The organism is Adhaeribacter arboris, from assembly GCF_003023845.1.
Taxonomy (GTDB): domain Bacteria; phylum Bacteroidota; class Bacteroidia; order Cytophagales; family Hymenobacteraceae; genus Adhaeribacter; species Adhaeribacter arboris.
Genome location: NZ_PYFT01000001.1, coordinates 6906113 through 6923839 on the forward strand (window position 1 = coordinate 6906113; position 17727 = coordinate 6923839).

Consider the following 17727-nt stretch of genomic DNA (forward strand, 5'->3'; position numbering starts at 1 on the left):
CGCAGTGGGGGATTTTGAAACCTGTCAGTTAAGTTTAACACCGAAGTTTAATAGCACAATTGTTGAAGTTTGTTCGTCAGCCCTAATTGTTGCAATACCTTGTTAGCGACTAACATACTGTTCGTTCGAAGATGTGTCATACTATTTAGTTCCCACCAATTTTTGATACCACTTGATGTTTTTTTGCCTATTAATTTCTTTTTCACCCTGCTGAATTTTTGATTGAAGGCCAGAAATTAATTTTGAGTTCTTTAAATTCATTTTGTTCGCAGAGAGCAACTTTTTCTTTGTTTTTTCAAGTTCCTGAACAGCATCTTCTAAACTGCTTCCAAGTATTTCTATTTCTTCTGATTGCTCCTGTGTTCTTTGTTCAAGTTGCAGTAGCTTTTTATTTTTTTCATCAAGCCGATTATGCAAATCTCTATTCTCATTTATCAGTTCTGCATATTGCTTATTTAATACTCTTGTTCTGTCTAGTAGTCCGGCAAGAAGTTGTTCGTTAATTGTTGTTTGGTTATTTGCCGTATTTGCAATTTGAACAACCCTGTTGTCAATAATAATGTCTGACTGCCTCAAAAAATTTTTAAAAATTAGTCCATTAAAAGAGGTGCATCTGCTAAGGGCGACATAGCATTGCCCATGAGCAAACATTCCAGTTCCAGAGTCAATAATAACTTGGTCAAATGTCAAACCTTGACTTTTGTGAATTGTGATTGCCCACGCGAGTTTTAACGGGTATTGAGTAAAAGTCCCAACAATTTCTGATTCTATTTCTTCTGCTTCATTAATCCACTTGTATTCAATCTTTTCCCAACGAACCCTTTCTACCGAATACTCTATTTCTATATCCTCATGTTTGATTTTGACTTTTACTGTTTCATTCTTAAGCTCAGTTACTTTTCCGATTGTTCCGTTTACCCATCTACAGCCTTGGTCGTTTTTAACGAATATTACTTGTGAATCAACTTTCAATCTAAGGTTTTGAAGCGTCGGTAATTTGTCTTCAAATCGTCCTTCAATCCTCCCAACATAATTGAACTCTGGTGTCGGTAAGTTTTGTAAATAACTTGCGTTTAGATTGTCTGCAATGGCATTAGTCGTGCATAGAATTATAAAATACTCGTTTTGAGCTGGCTCATAATTTTGATTTACTTTGTTATTAAGAGAAATAAAATCATTATTGGTTGCTTTACCGTTCCGGATTCTATCAAGCAAACCAATGAAGTTAGGGTCAGATTGGCGATAAACTCTAATTAGCTCAATGTTAGAAAATTGCATCTGCTGAAAAACTCTTGCACTAAAGAAGAATGGACTTGCGTAAAACCTTGAAATAATTGGCAAGTCATCTCTAGTTACCACTGGTTCTAATTGGAACAAGTCACCAATGAAAATTATTTGCTTACCCCCAAAAGGTAGATTGGCGTTTCCTCCATTTTTTCGTAGTGAATTGTCGATCGCATCGATCAAATCAGGACGAACCATTGAAATTTCATCAATGATAATTACATCAAGTTTCTTGATGATTTTTCTTTTGGGATGCTCGTCCTCTTCAAGATTCCCATTTACATCGTATTTAGCTTGATGAAAGTATGAAATCCCTTTGTCATTCGGTTGCAATGGTCGTGGCGGTAGGCCGAAAAAAGAATGTATGGTTTGTCCACCAACATTTAATGCAGCAAGCCCGGTTGGTGCAAGAATTAAATACTTCTTGTGAGTATTTTGACAGTAATGTCTTAGAAAAGTTGATTTACCTGTTCCTGCTTTACCTGTTATGTATAGAGGTCTGCTAGTAAACTCCGCAAGGTTAAATGCATTGAGAACTTCTTGGTTGTTCGGGAATATGTCCTCTGGAAATGGCATTTGTCTATTCGATTTTTTGCAGTTAGTTACAAATTAGCGCTATAACCCATAGTTGCCGCTAACTCTTAAGTATATGAAACTTCCGTCGTACTTTTAATGCTTGCTTATAAATTATTTGCATTCTAGCCTGTGATTAAATATTCATTTTTCAAAAGTAATGCTATACAAAATTTACTTGGTGTCATTTTGTATAGCATTACCCTCTTTTATTAGTTAATAACTTGAATTTTGTGTTAATGCCGGATTGGCAGTTAAAGCGTTAAATGGAATTGGGAAAAACTTGCGGAAAGGCTCCGAAGCGGGCTTTTCCCACCACTCATCGTTAAAATGACCAAAACGGATTAGGTCTTCCCGGCGGAGCATCTCGTAGGCAAACTCCCGACCGCGCTCGTTCAGCAGTTCGTCGAGCGTTAATTGACTGGTGGTATACCGGGCATTCCGGTCGTTTTTCTTAAAGCTGCGGGCTCTTACCTGGTTAATAAGGTTAACTGCTTCGGAAGTGGCGGCACCGTCATTTAAGCGCATCAGGCATTCGGCTTTCATGAATAGAATGTCGGATAAGCGGAACACCACCAAATCATTATTCATATTAGCCAACGGGCTATTTTCTACCTCGTATTTTATGTTTACCACCCCATCAGTCCAGCCGCCTTCAAAGTTTTCCAGCGCTTCAATTGATGGATTTAACACGAGTTGTTCTTCCCCATCTAGTACCGGCTGTTCGTCCCCATTCTCATCTATATACGTTTGTGGCCCGTATAGCCACTGTTTCTTACGAAGATCATTATCGGCAAACAAGTCAAAAAACGATTCCTGGGTAACGGTTTTGTACCAAGCGTCTTCTAGGCCATATTTAACTGGGGCCAAACTCCAATGCAATTGCTGCTGCGCCGCGTTAAACTGCGGAGCGCGGTTGGCGTCAAACGGAACCACAAAAATGTTTTCCTGGCTGTCTTCGTTATGGGCTAAGAAGGGGGTGTTCCAGGCCGCATCCAGCGTGTATTCACCGGAGTTGATAATCGCGTTACATTGGTCCAGGGCATCTTGCCAGTGCGCCGTACCGGTAATGGCTTCGGCATTTAGATATAATTTAGCTAACAAGGCCCGAGCGGCGTTTTTGGTAAAATGGCCGTACCAGCCGGTTTCGCCTTTATCGCTTAACAACGGAATATTATCTTTTATTTCTTTTTCCAGCCAGGTAAAAACTTCGGCTGCCGGGCGGGTAGGTGGATTGGGATCACCCACGTGCTCCACAATTGGAATGTTGCCAAAATTACTTAAGGCCCAATAATAGTGTAAGGCTCGCACCAGCTTCACTTCGGCAATCATTTTTTCTTTGCTGATCGGGAGATCCATCTTGCTTAAATCTTTGTCCTGAATTGCGTCGATAAAATAATTGCTGTAGCCTATCGCCTGCCACATATCGTTCCATTCCAGTTCAATCCAGGGTTCGGCGGCGGTCCAGGTGTGGCGGTGAAAGCGGTTCCAGGCCCCGTTCTGATCGACGTAGCCCCCCGGACCGGCGCGACGGCCTCATCGGTAACAAACTCCTGCAAGGCAAAATGCACCTGGTAAATATGCGTTTGCATAAAAGCGTAGGGCATCACAAAACCAGCCATTACCTGGTCTTTGGTCTGAAAAAAATTCTCGGGAATGGCCGCACTATACACTTCTTCGTCGAGGTCTTTACACGCCCCGAAACTCAGTAAAGTGGCCAACACCACGATCAGCCCAACTTTTTTATTTTTTAAATTTTTCATCCTCTTCTTTATAAATATTTAAAAACTGCCGGTTATGCCAAAGGTATACGTGCGGGTAAACGGATAGTAGCTATAGTTGGCCTCCACCCCCGGACCGGTCGTAAACTCCTGTTCTCCGCTTAAATCAACATTCAAAGGCAATTCCGGGTCGGTGCCCGAATATTTGGTAAGGGTTAACAGGTTGGTGCCGGTAGCATAGAACCGGAGCGACTTGATAAAGCCATTTGCTTTTACTGGCAAGGAATATCCAATTGTCAGGTTATCCAGTTTCAGGTAGTCGCCTTTTTCCAGGTAGTAGTCCGAGAAATACATCTGGTCGTTTTTAACGCCCTTGTTAATGGCCGATTGAAACAAGTTATGGGTAGTGAAATTGCTGTAGTTTTCGTGGAAAATACGTTTCGCATTCAACGCTTTAAATCCAAAGGCTCCCCGGAATAAAATTGTCGCGTCGAAAGCACCGAACCGAAAGTTATTGGTTAAACCCAGGTTGTATTTCGGGATGCCGCTGCCTAAGTAAAAATAACTGTCGCCCGCATCTTCGGCGGTTACTGCATCGCCGGCCTGGTTGTAAAACAGCCATTTGCCATCGTCGTTAAAGCCGGCAAATTTACGACCGTAGAAAACGCCTATCGGCTGACCGGCCGCAATGCGCTGCGTGAAGCCCACGCCCACATCGGTTATGTTAAACGCCGTGCCTTTAAACTGATCGCTGGTAACTGATTTAATCTTGTTCTTGTTATAGGCGCCGGTAAAACTCACATTCCAGCTAAATTTATCGCGGTTAGCTACCTGGGCGTTCAAGGCTAACTCGAAACCCTGGTTCTCCATGGTGCCGGCGTTAGCGAAAATGTTCGGGTTAATTTGCGAAGGCAGCTGGGCGGTATAGTTGCCGATCAGGTTATTGATTCGACGATTGTAGAAATCTAAGGAACCGTTTAGCCAGCCATTTTTAAATAAAGCAAAGTCTAAACCCACGTTGACCTCATTTTTGGTTTCCCATCGTAATAAGGGGTTGGCGTTATAGGTAGAGCCATACGGAATTAACCACTGCCCATCAAAATAACCGCTTTGCCCGGCAAAGGCGCCTAAGGTACTGAGGGATTGGTAAGGGCCCAAGCTTTCCTGGTTACCGGTTACGCCATAACCCCCGCGTAATTTCAGGTTGGTAATAATGCCATTATCCGCCAGAAAGTTTTCTTTGCTCAGTACCCACCCGGCGGATACGGAGGGGAAATTACCCCATTTATTTTCCACGCCCAGCACCGAGGCTCCCTCGCGCCGGATGCTTAAATTTAACAGGTATTTTTCATCGAAATTATATAATACTCGGGCGAAGCCGGCTAACAAGGTACGCTCCCAGGCGTAGCTGTTCACGAACACCCCCGACCGGTTGAAGCCCGGCGTTAACTCATTCAAGGCACGGCCGGCGCCCAGGTTATAATAAAGAAAGGAATTGGTGATAAAGTTGTTGTTACCCGCGCCTAAACCTTCTTCAAATATATTTTGGTAAGAATAACCGCCCAGTACGTCCAAATTATGTTGGCCGAACTGTTTGTTGTAGGTTAACAGTCCCTCGAAAATGTTATTGGTGTTGGTGGTTTGCGAGCGCGAAGCCTGCCCGTTTAAACTGTTTTGCTGCTGAAAGAAATCCTGGTTACTGCTAAAGGAGCTGTTCAGGTAGGAATTTTTTATAATGGAATAGTTAACCGATGCTTTCAGCGCCGGCAAAATGCGGTAAGCCGCGGATACAGTGCCCAAGAGGCGGCTTTCTTTTGCCCCGTTGGTGTTATTGGCCATGTTAGCGACCGGGTTCCATTGCAACTGGTAAGGGGTATCGGGGTTTTCAAAATAGGTTCCGTCGGTATTCCGTACCGGGTACACCGGCAACATATTTAACGATTGCGCAATGGCCCCGTAATTGGCAAAAGTCCGGTTATCAAACGTATTGGTCAGGTTTAAGGCAAAATCCAGCTTATCATTCAGGGCTTTGGTATTTAAGCGCACCGTCCCATTTACCGATTCGCGATCGGTAACTTTATCCATGCCTTTAAAATCCCGGTAGTTTACGGAAGCGTAATAGTTGGTTTTTTCGTTGCCGCCGCTTACCGATACGTTGTGCACCTGGCTGACCGGGGTTCGGGTAACTTCTTTAAACCAATCAGTATTCGCGCCCCGGTCATCCACGGTTAATCCATTATCGGTGCCTAACTTACGGTACTGTTCGCCGGTGAGCATATCGTATTTCTTAGCCACCTGGTCGAAAGAAACGTTGCCGCTGTAGGTAACCGTGGGGGCGCCGGCTTTCCCTTTTTTAGTGGTAATAATAATAACGCCACCGGTGGCCCGGGAACCATAAATCGCGGCCGCCGAACCATCTTTTAAAACATCCACCGACGCAATATCGGAGGGCGCAATGGTTTGCAGGTCGCCCCCCGGCACCCCATCAATCACAATGAGCGGACCATTGTAGCCATACACCGTGGTGGCGCCCCGCAAGGAGAATTGGGCCCCGGCATTGGGGTCAGAGCCATTCGGGCGGGTTACGGTTAAACCAGCCACCTTCCCGGAAATAAGAGTGAGCGGGTCGGCAATTAAACCCGCGTTAAAATCTTCGGCTTTAACGGTAGCGATGGAACCGGTAACTGTTTCGCGCTTTTGCAAGCCGTACCCAATTACGACTACTTCGTTCAGGGCTTTGGCATCGCCGGTCAGGGTAATCCGGATCGTGGCGCTGCCATTAACCGCCACTTCCTGGGTAAGGAAACCGACGTAGGATACAACCAGTACGCCCTTGTTGCCCGGTACATTCACGGTGTATTTGCCATCCCCATCGCTTACAACCCCCTGGGTGGAACCTTTTACCAATAGGGTTACTCCCGGCAGGGCGTCCCCTTTCTCGTCGACCACAGTGCCGGTAATTACCGCCTCGTTTTGGGCCAGCACCTGGGTGCCCGCACCAAAAATTAAAAACATCACCAGTAGCCATTGCAGCCCCGAGTGACTTTGATTTGTAAAAATTCTCATAGGAACATATTTAAGTTAATTAGTAAGTAAGTTAATTAGTGAGCAATAACCATTTTACCGAATATCCTTCCAAGGGTACGGCTAATTCAGACATTGATTCTTTTTGGATTATTGGATACCCTTTACTAGTCAACACATTTTTTGCACTCGGCGGTATAGCGGGTAATGTTAACTGGTTTAGGTCGATATTCGCGGTAACGGGCGCCCCGTTCACATTCAACAACACGATAAAATGCTGACTGCCCGCGTACCGGTGTAAGGCCACCACGCTATTGGCGCCGGTTACATTTACCGGTTGCACCTGCGATTGCACCAACGCGGGATATTGTTTCCGGAGGCTGATTAACTGCTGATAATAATGAAATATACCTAGACTATCAAGCGATTGGATCGGTTTATCTGCCTGAAAAATGCTGCGACTGCTGTACGGATGGAAGGTACGGGCCACTTCTTGCCCGTTAAATAATAGGGGCATGCCGGGTAAGGCAAAAAGTAGCCCGGCCGCCATTTTGGTTTGCGCCTGGTTATGCGTATTAATAAACCGGGGCAAATCATTATTTTCCATAAACCGGAGCACCGGCTTATCCATAACCGTGTTTCGGAACAACGCTTCGTATAATTGTATGGCGCGTTGGGTGCTGTCGGTAAGATTAAAAACGGTGAGACTTTTTTTATCGTGGTAAGTTGTTTGCCAGGTCCATTGCGATACCCAGGTGGTATCAGCGGTCCAGTCGTATGCGGCATCAAAGCCTTTGGTATACACGCCGGGGTCGGTTGCCTTATCTTCGGCCAGCAATAGCAGTTCCGGCTTAATTATCTTGAGTTCGGTTCGTAATCGGCGGGCATATTGCGGTGCCCGCGCATTCATGCCCCAAACCGCATCAAATCGGTAACCGTCAATATCAAATTCGCGCACCCAGTACTTGCAAACCTCCGTCATCCACTGCTGTACTTCCGGATTAGTATAATCCAGATTGATCAGTCCGTGCCAGAAATAATACACAAATTGGTTCGCATCAATATGGTAAAACGACGAATACGGCGCCTTATCGTTGGCATGTTGGTAAAATTTAAAATAATGCGAGTTAGTACCATTGGCTACACAATCGAGGGCATACGGATGATTAACGGAAGTATGGTTCGGCACTAAATCCAATATCACTTTCAACCCGAGTACTTTGGCCGAATCAATTAATACTTTTAGTTGCGCGGTGTTGCCCAACCGGCTATCTACCGCCAGGTAATCCATAACATCATACCCTTGCCCCCCTTTTTCGGTTTTGGTAACGGGCTGCAGGTAAATAGTATTAATGCCGAGTTGCTGAATCTCGGTAAGTTTGGCGGTAATGGCTGCAAAACCGCCTTTTTTAACAAACGTATTGGGCGTGATCTGGTAAATAATCGCCTCATTAATCCAGGGCGCGTGATCGGTATCGATATTAAAAGGCTTTACTTCTTGAGCCGTGCGGTTTACGTAAGTCCGGTAAGTAACCGAATCTGTTCCCGAGGTAATTAATAAATTGTAATAATAAATACCGGGCTTTTCCGGGATCGGGACGATAGCGGCAGGCTTATTGGCGTTATTTATCGGCGTAACCTGCGGGTTATTTTTATCGGCGTACCACCGGTAACCTAATGCCTTATTATCGGGATTATTTAAAACAACGGCGCTCAATTTAAGGCCTTCGCCATTTACCTCCGCCACCGGTTTCACGACCGGTACCGGCTGGTAGCCCAACACCAAAAGCAGTTTAGCGGATTGAATTTTTCCCTTTCGGTAACTAGCCCAAATGGTGTTCTTGGCTTCCGCCTGAATATCGAAGCGGAACTTGTTATCTATAATCTTTACCTTAAACTTTTTTTTATTATGATGGATGGTGAGCGATTTTGCTTTAAACCCTGAAATTTCACCGGTGATGCGTTGCTGGGGTAGCCAAATGGTAGCATCCTTTTTATGCAAAATAATTTCCGCGGCCAGACACTGGGTAAATGCTACCGTCCAAACTAGGATTAATATGCTTTTTATTAATTTCAAAATTTCTGGATTAACTGCCCGCAATAATGATAATGCCCAAACCAGCGATAAAGCACAAAAACATACCTGTTAACAGACCGGTTACGTTTTTAGGCGATTGTTTAAATTCTCGCCAAATAAGCACGCCCCAAATAGCTGCTACCAGAGTTGCGCCTTGCCCTAAACCATATGACACAGCTGGACCAGCCTTACCCGCTGCGATCAGGTTACACAAATTACCCAAAGCCCAAATGGAGCCGCCTAAAATGCCGGTAAGGTGAAATGCTGCTTTGCCTTTAAAATAATCTCTATAGCTTACTGGCGTACCCTGGATGGGGCGCCGCATAATTATAGTATTAAAAATAAAGTTGCTGGCCAGTATGCCCAGGGCAAATATGACCGAAGCCGTATAGGGTGTCATTTTACCGGCCGCCGGGTTGACAAAGTTCTCCAGATCCATCGAGGCGGCCACAAAGCGGTAAAATAAAGACATCAGGATACCTGCCACCACCGAAATAATAATTCCCTTCAGGCCCGCCGATTTATTCGCCGAAGATGCTACGCGGTAAGCTCGGGCATTCAGGATGATGGCTACGGTTACCAGCCCAATACCCAGAGCGAGCAAGGCCGGGTTTCCTTTTTCGAGCGCGACGTAATTTACAATTACGCCCAGGATCAGGGCAATGCCGATACCCACCGGAAAAGCAACCGACATGCCCGCAATGGCAATGGCTGCCGTTAATAAGATATTAGCCAGATTAAAGATGATGCCGCCCACAAAAGCGCTCCGCAAATTTTCGGGCAGGGCTTGCTGCAAGTCGGGGATAAAGCTGCGTCCTTGGGAGCCGGCGCTGCCCACGGTAAATGCCGCCACCAGCGAAAACAAAAGAATGCCTACTACATAATCCCAGTAAAATAGCTCAAAGCGCCATTGGCCGTGCACCAGTTTTTGGGTGTTGGCCCAGGAACCCCAGCAAAGCATGGTAATTACACAGAATAATACCGCAAGCGGGTAATTTTCGACGATAAACATAAGCAGGAGTTATAAGTATCAGGACTCAAGTATCAAGACATAAGACACTAGACTTTTATTTTTAATAATTTAAAGATCCAATGCTCATCAAGATGCTGGGTGCCGCGTAAGGTCTGGTTAATTTTGTTTCTTTACTTAGTTTATATAAACGACATCTTTTTGGCAATTAACTCATTGCGGTAGGGTATAGAAGATTGGGCGCCGAGCTTGGTTACCGAAAGCGCGGCCGCCAAACAAGCAAATTCTACTGCCGGAATAATTTCCTGTTCTTCGGCCAAAGCTACAGCCAAGGCCCCGTTAAAAACATCGCCCGCGGCCGTAGTGTCCACCGTATTTACCTTTTGCGCCGGCACCATCGTGAATCCCTCCTCGGTTAAAACTAAAGCCCCAACGGGTCCTAAGGTTACAATCACATTTTTTACGCCTTTTTCATAAAGCACCGTCGCTGCCTTTTTGGCGTCTTCCATACCCTTTACCTCCACTCCCGAGAGCATTTCAACTTCTTTAGAATTAGGCGTGATGATATCAATGCGTTTCAACAACTCCGGTGACAGCAAATTGGCCGGCGCCGGATTTACAATTACTTTAATGTTTTTGCCGGCGGCGTATTGCGTCACAAAATCAACCGTTTCGAGGGGTATCTCTAGTTGTAACAGTATAATGTCGATAGCGCCAATTTTTCGTAGGCACCGCTCTACATCTTCGGGCATCAGGTTAGCGTTCGCGCCCGATGCTACCGCAATGCTATTTTCGCCCATCTGGTCTACCATTATGAGGGCCACGCCGGATGGCGAAGTATGATCCGATAGGATGCAGGAAGTATTAATACCTTCTTCGTCAAATAGTTGCGCCGATTGTTTTCCGAAAACATCCATTCCAATTTTGGTAACAAAGGTAGCGTCTCCTCCCAGGCGGGCTACGGCTACCGCCTGGTTGGCCCCTTTTCCGCCCGGGTTCATAAAAAAAGATCCCCCCAAAACGGTTTCTCCCGGTACGGGCAAGTGGGTGGTTTTCACCACCATATCCATATTGGTACTGCCAATGACAGTTATCTTCTTTGTTTCCATTAATGATAGAGTGAGGGAAGGTGATTTTATAACAGGGCTATATCAAATATATTAGTAGTAATTGTTTGTACATTACCATTTTTTAGTATAAAACATATTTTTAAATTACCTATATTTAGAACTTATACCCATTTAAAAATCAGATTATCAGATGAATATGTGCTTTAAAAATTTACCGGTAACACAATTAAGTATTACGTTATGCTTAAAAACAGTGTAGTGCGCTTGGTAAAAACCCTTTCGCCTTCCGAGAAACGGTATTTGAAACTTTATTGCAAAAAACAATCGGGCCACCGGGCCTACCTTTTCTTGTTCGATCTGATTGAGGAAACGCCGCTGAAAAACATGGACCAGCTGGAGCAGAAATTTAATAGTGCTTTTTCGGATACCTCGTTTGATACCACGGCTAAATACCTGTTACGCATTGTTACGGATAGTTTGATTCAGGTAAGGCTGGATAAAGACCCGCTTTTCCAGCAACTGCAAACGTTTATGCGCGCCAAGGTTTTGCTGGACCGCTCCTTGATGAAAGAAGGTTTAAAAGAATTAAACAAGGCCCAAAAATTGGCGGCCAACTCGCAAAACTATTACCTGGAATACCTGGCTTATCGCGCTGAGCTAAACGTATTTGCCGATTTAAATTTTCGGGAGATTACCGAAGCGGCCATGATAGAGATGCAGATGAAAGCGCGTAATCTGCTAAAAACCCAACTGCAAATACACGAGCACCATTCGCTATACGAGCTTTTAAAATTCCGGCTGATTCATATTGGTAAATCCTTATCCGAACCGGAGAAGAAACAACTAAATGATCTTTTACTGAGTGAGCTCAGCCTGGTAACTAACAAGGTAGCGCACAATTTTGAGTCAAAAAAACTGCATTTACTTTTTCAATCGTTCTTTTTCACCAGCGTAGGCGATTATAAATCGGCCTTAAAAACTTTCTCGGAGCTAAACGAACTGTTCGAGACCAACATGGAGAAAATGCTAGGCTTGCCCTATGATTATCTGTCGGCTTTGGAAGGGATTATGGATAGTTTACGCACCATTCAAGCTTTCGACCGCATCCAATTCTACCTAGATAAGGTGAGCGGACTTATTCGATCAGAAAATACCGAGCAATTTAATTTACAGGCCACTAAAACAGTTATCACTTTCAAACTCACTTTATTTACGGCTACTAAAAACTACCAAGAGGCGCTTACCTACACTAAAGAGTTGCCGGCCGATATTTTAAAAGAAAGCGTTATTGTGGACTACGAAAAGCATTGTGAGCTATTATTTTACATCGCGTTAGCCCATTTTGGCCTTAATGAGTGGGAAAAAACCGTAAAGCTCCTCAACAAAACGACGCTCCTAGAAAAGTCAAACCCGCACCTCCCCATTTACAAAGCCGCCCGGCTCCTGGCAGTACTTGCCCACTATGAATTAGGCAATATGGAGTACCTGCAATATGAAATCCGGTCGTACAAACGGGCGCCAAAATTTAAAACAGAAGCCCTGAAAATTGAAAAATTAGTATTAAAAACGGTGATCCTGAATCCTCACCACAATAACCCGGTTAAAAACAAAGTGCTTTTAAAAAAGCTAACGCCTTTTATAAAAGCTATTGTCAACGATAAGTTTGAAATACAGGTGCTTAAATTTTTTAATTTCTCCGAATGGATCGAAACGAAGTTTACGGCCACCAAAAAAATTAAAATCCGGGCAACCAGTAAATTGCAATCTAAACCGGCCACCTGATTATTTTGCCGGCAGGTGCGTGTTGAACCACTCCAGGGTACGCAGCGTTACATCCAGCGTGTTTTCCGGTTTGTAAAAGCTGTGGCCTTCATCGGCGTAGATCATTAATTGAGTGGGTACCCCTAGCTCTTTCAGAGCATGCCAGTATTGCAGGGATTGCGGCGGCGGCGATTCACCGTCGCGCTCGCCCACCAAAATCAAGGCGGGAGTTTTGGTTTTTTTAATATACGTCATCGCGGAGACCTTCGCGTAAGCCGCCGGGTCGTCGTAAGGCGATGTCCCAAAAAAAGAGCGCATCCATTTATCAATCGAGTTTTGCCCGTAATAACTGAGCCAGTCGGCGGAGCCGGCGCCGGCCACCACGGCTTTAAACTTGCCGGTTTGCGTACCGGCAAACATGGCCTGCGAACCGCCGTAGCTCCAACCCAGCAAGCCTACCCGGCTGGTATCAATGGAGTATTGGGCGGCTACGGCATCCACCCCGGCTAGAATATCGCGCAAATCGCCAAAGCCCCAGTCCCGCCGGTTGGCCCGGGTAAAGGTTTCGCCCTGGCCGTAGCTGCCCCTTGCGTTGGGAAAGAACACAAAATAACCCATCTGCGGGTAAACGGTAGTATTAAAATCCGGCGCCATCCAGGTGGGCGTGGCGATCCAGGCGGGACCGCCGTGCACGGTAACCAACAAAGGGTATTTTTTGGCTGGATTATAATTCGCCGGAAAAAGCAGCCAGCCTTGTACGTGATAGCCTTCGTTTTGCCAAACCATACTTTTTGCCAACGGCAGGGGCAACTTGGCTGCGGAATTAAGTTTGGTAAAAGGTTTTAATTTTTTAAAAGTACCTACCCAGACTTCCGGCAAGGCCGACCAGCCATGAGCGACGAACGCCACTACCGGGCCGTTTTTGGAATCACTTACCGAAAGGCTTAACGAAGTGGAAGTAGCTCCAATCGAAGCATCGGCCTGCCACAGCTGCTTGGTTGCTTTAGCAGCGGTATTTAAAGAAGAAATGACGACTGATCCGCCGACAAATTCACTCATCAGCATATTTCCGTTCGGCATCCATTTAAACCAACCGGGCGTAGATTTGCGGCCGGGCGTTAGGTTTTGCGGAGTGCTTTTACCATCTGCGCTTACCGTAAATATTTCGCCGCCGGTACCGCCTTGGTCGCTCATTAAACCTTCAATAAAGGCGATGTTTTTGCCATCCGGCGACCATTTCGGTAAAGCAATCTGCCATTCGGGCTTATAAACTAATTTGGCTTCCGGCGAAGCCAGATTTTGCTGATAAAGCTGCGCGATGTACCAGTTATCATCACCCGGGGGCAGCGCTGCCGTATAAGCTAGGTTCTGACTATTGGCCGACCAATCGTATTCAAAAACGTATAACCCAGCCGTACTTACTTGTCTGGCTTCACCGGTGGCCACCTCTACTAGGGCTATACGCTGAACGTCTTTGTTTAAGATGGAATCAATTAAACCAACTTTCCGGCCAATAGCCGCCATGGGCGAGGGCTCCCGATTGGCGTCTTCCACGTACAAAACGCTGATGTATTTACCATCCGGCGACCATTTTAAATGCGACACATAGCCTTTGAAATTACTCAACTTTTTGGCTGGTGAGGACGAGCCGGTAGTGTTAGCGATATAAACCTGATTCTGGCCGTCTTCTTTATCCGATAAAAAAGCCAGATGTTTGCCGTCCGGAGAAAACTCCGGTTCGGTGTCGTAGTGATATTCTTCGCCGGCGGAGGCGGAAATCCGGATAATTTTTAAATTTTCTTTTACCGGCGCGAAATAAATGGCATGGGTGCTGTTCCCCGCCGGGCCATCCGCGGCCCAGGCCACCAGTTTCCCATCGTGGCTAATAACCCCTTGGGAGATATATTTTACCTGGCCCTGCTGCTCCACAAATTGCGCGATCTGTTCCCGCAAATTGCTTGCATTTGCGGTGCCGTTATTAGCTAGTTTTTGGGCGAGTACAGTATAGCCTTTAAATAGCACGAATGCCATGAGAAAGAGGTGCCGGTAAAGCATGGTTAGTATATTAGGAATAGCGTCAGCAAGTTAATGCAACTGATAGAGCAAATAAAACTATAATCAGCATGTATCTCACGCCAAGTTTACTGATTTATTATAATTTTGAATTAGATATTTAGAATCAAATTTTATTTAAAAAATTGATTCTAAATATCATAACCAAATCGCCCTATCCATTATTTTATAATCATAGGTCACTACCACAACCGCGGTTTTCACGTTCCTATTCATATTTCTCCTACCTTCGTTTAATTAACCAGACGATAGATGCGAGGTACTTTTGATATACTAGTAATAGGCCTGGGCGCCGCGGGCAGCTCCGCCTTATATCACTTATCCAAAACCGGTAAAAAAGTGGGTGGTATCGACCAGTTTATGCCGCCGCATACGCACGGTTCGTCGCACGGACAAAGCCGTATCATCCGGCAGGCTTACCACGAAGATCCGCGGTATGTTCCTTTTATAAAGCGTGCGTATGTGCTCTGGGAGGAAATTGAAAAAAACTCGGGCAAGTTGTTATTCCGTAAAACCGGCGGATTAATGCTGGGCAACCCCAATGCCGGCGTAATTAAAGGAGCTGAACTGAGCGCCCAAATGCATGATATCCCCTACGCGTATTTAAGCAACCAGGAAATAAGAACCCGCTTCCCGGCCTTTAAGCCGGGTAACGATATTGTGGGTGTGCTGGAAAAAAACGCTGGCATCTTATTTCCGGAAGATTGCATAAAAGCCTACCTGGAAGTAGCCGCAGCAAACAGGGCAAATATTTTAAAAAATGAAAAGGTTTTAAGCCTTAATACCCATACGGATGTGGTAGAAGTAACGACAAACCAAGGCCATTACCTGGCAAATAAAGTAATTGTGGCAACCGGGGCCTGGATCAGCGCGTTTATACCGGACTTAAACCTTTTAACCGTGGAGAGGCAGGTATTGTACTGGTTTAAAACGAATAACCAAAGTCTTCGGGTAGATGATTTGCCCGTTTATATTTGGGAATATGCGCCGGGTAAAATGTTTTATGGTTTTCCGGATTTAGGCGACGGCATTAAAGTAGCGCACCACCATGCCGGCGAAATAACCAGCCCGGAAACCTTAAACCGCCACGTAAGTCCGGAAGAGATACAATCGATGAAAAAAGTAGTAAGTGATTACTTTAACCTAAACGTTGCATTTAATTACGGTACGGTTTGTATGTACACCAACACGCCGGATGAGCGCTTTATTATCGATTATCATCCGCAGCATAAAAATATAATTATCGCCAGCCCTTGCTCGGGGCACGGTTTTAAATTTGCGAGCGTAACGGGCAAGCTGTTGAGTCAGCTAGCCTTGGATGAAAAACCGGAACTGGATATTTCAATGTTCCGAATCAACCGATTTGCTAAGTAGTTGATCGTTAGTAGTTGTTCGTTGTTCGGCTCCTAGCTTTAGGAGAATCAACTACCTGATTATCCCTCTTTTATTTAATTTTGTCCAAGTACTTTAATAAGATAAATGATTGAATTAAAAAATATAATTAAAACGTACCGCCAGAAAGACCGCCTAGTTACCGCGCTTAACGGAGTATCACTGCAGGTTGGTAAGGGCAAGATATTCGGGGTCATTGGCGCCTCGGGGGCGGGCAAGAGTACCCTGATCCGTTGTGTCAATCTGTTGGAAAAACCTACTTCGGGCAGCGTAATGGTGGATGGGCAGGATTTACTGCAATTATCCGCTTCTCAACTGGCGCAGGCCCGCCGGCAAATCGGGATGATATTCCAGCACTTTAACCTGCTATCGTCCCGCACGGTGTTTGATAATATTGCCTTGCCCTTGGAGTTAAGTAATACCCCCAAGCCAGAGATAAAAACCCGCGTGCTCGATCTGCTAACCTTGGTAGGATTACCCGAAAAACAGCACGATTACCCCAGCAGCCTGTCGGGCGGCCAAAAGCAGCGGGTGGCTATTGCCCGTACCCTGGCCAGCAACCCCAAGGTTTTGCTTTGCGACGAAGCGACCAGTGCGCTGGACCCGGAAACCACTGGTTCGATACTAAAATTGTTGAAAGACATCAATCAGCGGCTAAACATTACCATCTTGCTCATTACGCACGAAATGAACGTGGTAAAATCCATTTGCGACGAAGTAGGCGTCATCAGTAACGGCCAATTGATCGAGCAAGGTACCGTGGCCGACATATTTTCGCATCCTAAAACCGAGCTGACCCAGAAGTTTATCGCCTCATCCTTAGAAATAGAACTGCCCGACGATTTCAAACAGCGTTTAAGCGAAGCTTCCGATAGCGGCAAACATCCGTTAATAAAGCTGGAAATTTCGGGCCGGTCAACGGATGTTCCCGTACTTTCCGAAATAGCCCGTGTTTTTGGGATCGATTACAATATTGTCAGCGCCCGCATGGAATATGCCGGCGGGGTTAAATTTGGCATCATGCTGATTGAAGTCCACAGCACCGGCGAACAAACAAAAAAAGTTTTAACTTTTTTTGAAGATAAATTTATTAAAACGCAAATAATAGGCTATGTCTGATTCCATGCTGTCGCTCCTGGGGCAGGGCTTACTGGAAACCATCTGGATGACGCTTGCTTCCGGCTTTTTCGGCTTTGTAATAGGCCTGCCGGCCGGGGTATTCCTGTTCATGACGCGGCCCGGCGAAATACTGCAAAACCGTTCGCTTAACCGGATTATTTCGGTTATCGTTAACATTTTCCGTTCCATCCCTTTTATCATTCTTATTGTCTGGATGATTCCTTTTACCCGCGGTCTAGTAGGTACTTCCATTGGGGTTAAAGCCGCGATTGTACCCCTGAGCATCGGCGCGGCTCCCTTTATTGCCCGGTTAATAGAGAACAGTCTACTCGAAATACCACCCGGTTTAATAGAAGCTGCCCGGGCCATGGGCGCTACCCCCTGGCAGGTAATTCGCAAAATTTTGCTACCCGAGGCATTACCTTCCATTATAAACGCGGCTACTATTACCTTAATTACCTTGGTTGGCTACTCGGCCATGGGGGGGGCCGTGGGGGCCGGCGGTTTAGGACAAATTGGCTATCAATATGGCTACGTCGGTTACGATACGCTGGTCATGAATTCGGTACTAATACTCCTGGTCGGGCTGGTTTTTATCATTCAATTTACCGGAAATTACCTTTCTAAGAAGGTCGATCACCGGAAATCACTTTAAATTTGTGC

Annotated in this window: 12 protein-coding genes; 4 read left to right on the top strand and 8 right to left on the bottom strand. The window is 45.5% G+C overall.

The window, feature by feature from the left end; genetic code table 11:
- Positions 1–141 precede the first annotated feature (141 nt).
- From AHMF7605_RS27905 to rbsK, 7 genes are all read right to left on the bottom strand, one after another.
- Positions 142–1860 carry an ATP-dependent DNA helicase gene (locus tag AHMF7605_RS27905; RefSeq protein ID WP_106933198.1) on the bottom strand — a complete coding sequence of 573 codons (1719 nt, stop codon included), beginning with the start codon at positions 1858–1860 and terminating at the stop codon, positions 142–144.
- 213 nt (positions 1861–2073) lie between these two features.
- On the bottom strand, positions 2074–3303 hold the full coding sequence (locus tag AHMF7605_RS27910; RefSeq protein ID WP_233219328.1) for a RagB/SusD family nutrient uptake outer membrane protein: 1230 nt from the start codon (positions 3301–3303) through the stop codon (positions 2074–2076).
- The gene (locus tag AHMF7605_RS27915) at positions 3267–3578 is read right to left on the bottom strand and encodes a hypothetical protein (RefSeq protein WP_158267641.1); all 312 of its coding nucleotides are present in this window, start codon (positions 3576–3578) and stop codon (positions 3267–3269) included. The genes AHMF7605_RS27910 and AHMF7605_RS27915 overlap by 37 nt, the downstream gene beginning before the upstream one ends.
- A 60-nt stretch (positions 3579–3638) precedes the next feature.
- Entirely contained in the window at positions 3639–6644 is a 3006-nt protein-coding gene (locus AHMF7605_RS27920; RefSeq protein WP_106933201.1) for a SusC/RagA family TonB-linked outer membrane protein, read from the bottom strand.
- Positions 6645–6675: 31 nt separating this feature from the next.
- A complete protein-coding gene (locus AHMF7605_RS27925) occupies positions 6676–8679 on the bottom strand; it encodes an alpha-amylase family glycosyl hydrolase (RefSeq protein WP_146153690.1) in 2004 nt (667 codons plus the stop codon).
- A gap of 10 nt (positions 8680–8689) precedes the next feature.
- A complete protein-coding gene (locus AHMF7605_RS27930) occupies positions 8690–9691 on the bottom strand; it encodes a GRP family sugar transporter (RefSeq protein ID WP_106933203.1) in 1002 nt (333 codons plus the stop codon).
- A gap of 140 nt (positions 9692–9831) precedes the next feature.
- The gene (gene rbsK, locus AHMF7605_RS27935; RefSeq protein WP_106933204.1) at positions 9832–10758 is read right to left on the bottom strand and encodes a ribokinase; all 927 of its coding nucleotides are present in this window, start codon (positions 10756–10758) and stop codon (positions 9832–9834) included.
- A gap of 201 nt (positions 10759–10959) precedes the next feature.
- Here rbsK and AHMF7605_RS27940 point away from each other — a divergent pair, with 201 nt between their 5' ends.
- The gene (locus AHMF7605_RS27940) at positions 10960–12501 is read left to right on the top strand and encodes a hypothetical protein (protein WP_106933205.1); all 1542 of its coding nucleotides are present in this window, start codon (positions 10960–10962) and stop codon (positions 12499–12501) included.
- Here AHMF7605_RS27940 and AHMF7605_RS27945 read toward each other — a convergent pair whose 3' ends face one another.
- Positions 12502–14511 carry an alpha/beta hydrolase family protein gene (locus AHMF7605_RS27945; RefSeq protein ID WP_158267642.1) on the bottom strand — a complete coding sequence of 670 codons (2010 nt, stop codon included), beginning with the start codon at positions 14509–14511 and terminating at the stop codon, positions 12502–12504. It lies immediately after the preceding gene.
- Positions 14512–14805: 294 nt separating this feature from the next.
- Here AHMF7605_RS27945 and solA point away from each other — a divergent pair, with 294 nt between their 5' ends.
- The 3 genes from solA to metI all read left to right on the top strand — a co-directional run bounded on the left by solA (position 14806) and on the right by metI (position 17719).
- On the top strand, positions 14806–15927 hold the full coding sequence (gene solA, locus AHMF7605_RS27950; RefSeq protein ID WP_106933207.1) for an N-methyl-L-tryptophan oxidase: 1122 nt from the start codon (positions 14806–14808) through the stop codon (positions 15925–15927).
- Positions 15928–16032: 105 nt separating this feature from the next.
- Positions 16033–17064, top strand: coding sequence for a methionine ABC transporter ATP-binding protein MetN (metN, locus tag AHMF7605_RS27955; RefSeq protein ID WP_106933208.1), 1032 nt, complete (start codon positions 16033–16035; stop codon positions 17062–17064).
- Positions 17057–17719: a methionine ABC transporter permease MetI gene (gene metI / locus AHMF7605_RS27960; RefSeq protein WP_106933209.1), complete on the top strand. Its 663-nt coding sequence runs from the start codon at positions 17057–17059 to the stop codon at positions 17717–17719. The genes metN and metI overlap by 8 nt, the downstream gene beginning before the upstream one ends.
- Positions 17720–17727 lie beyond the last annotated feature (8 nt).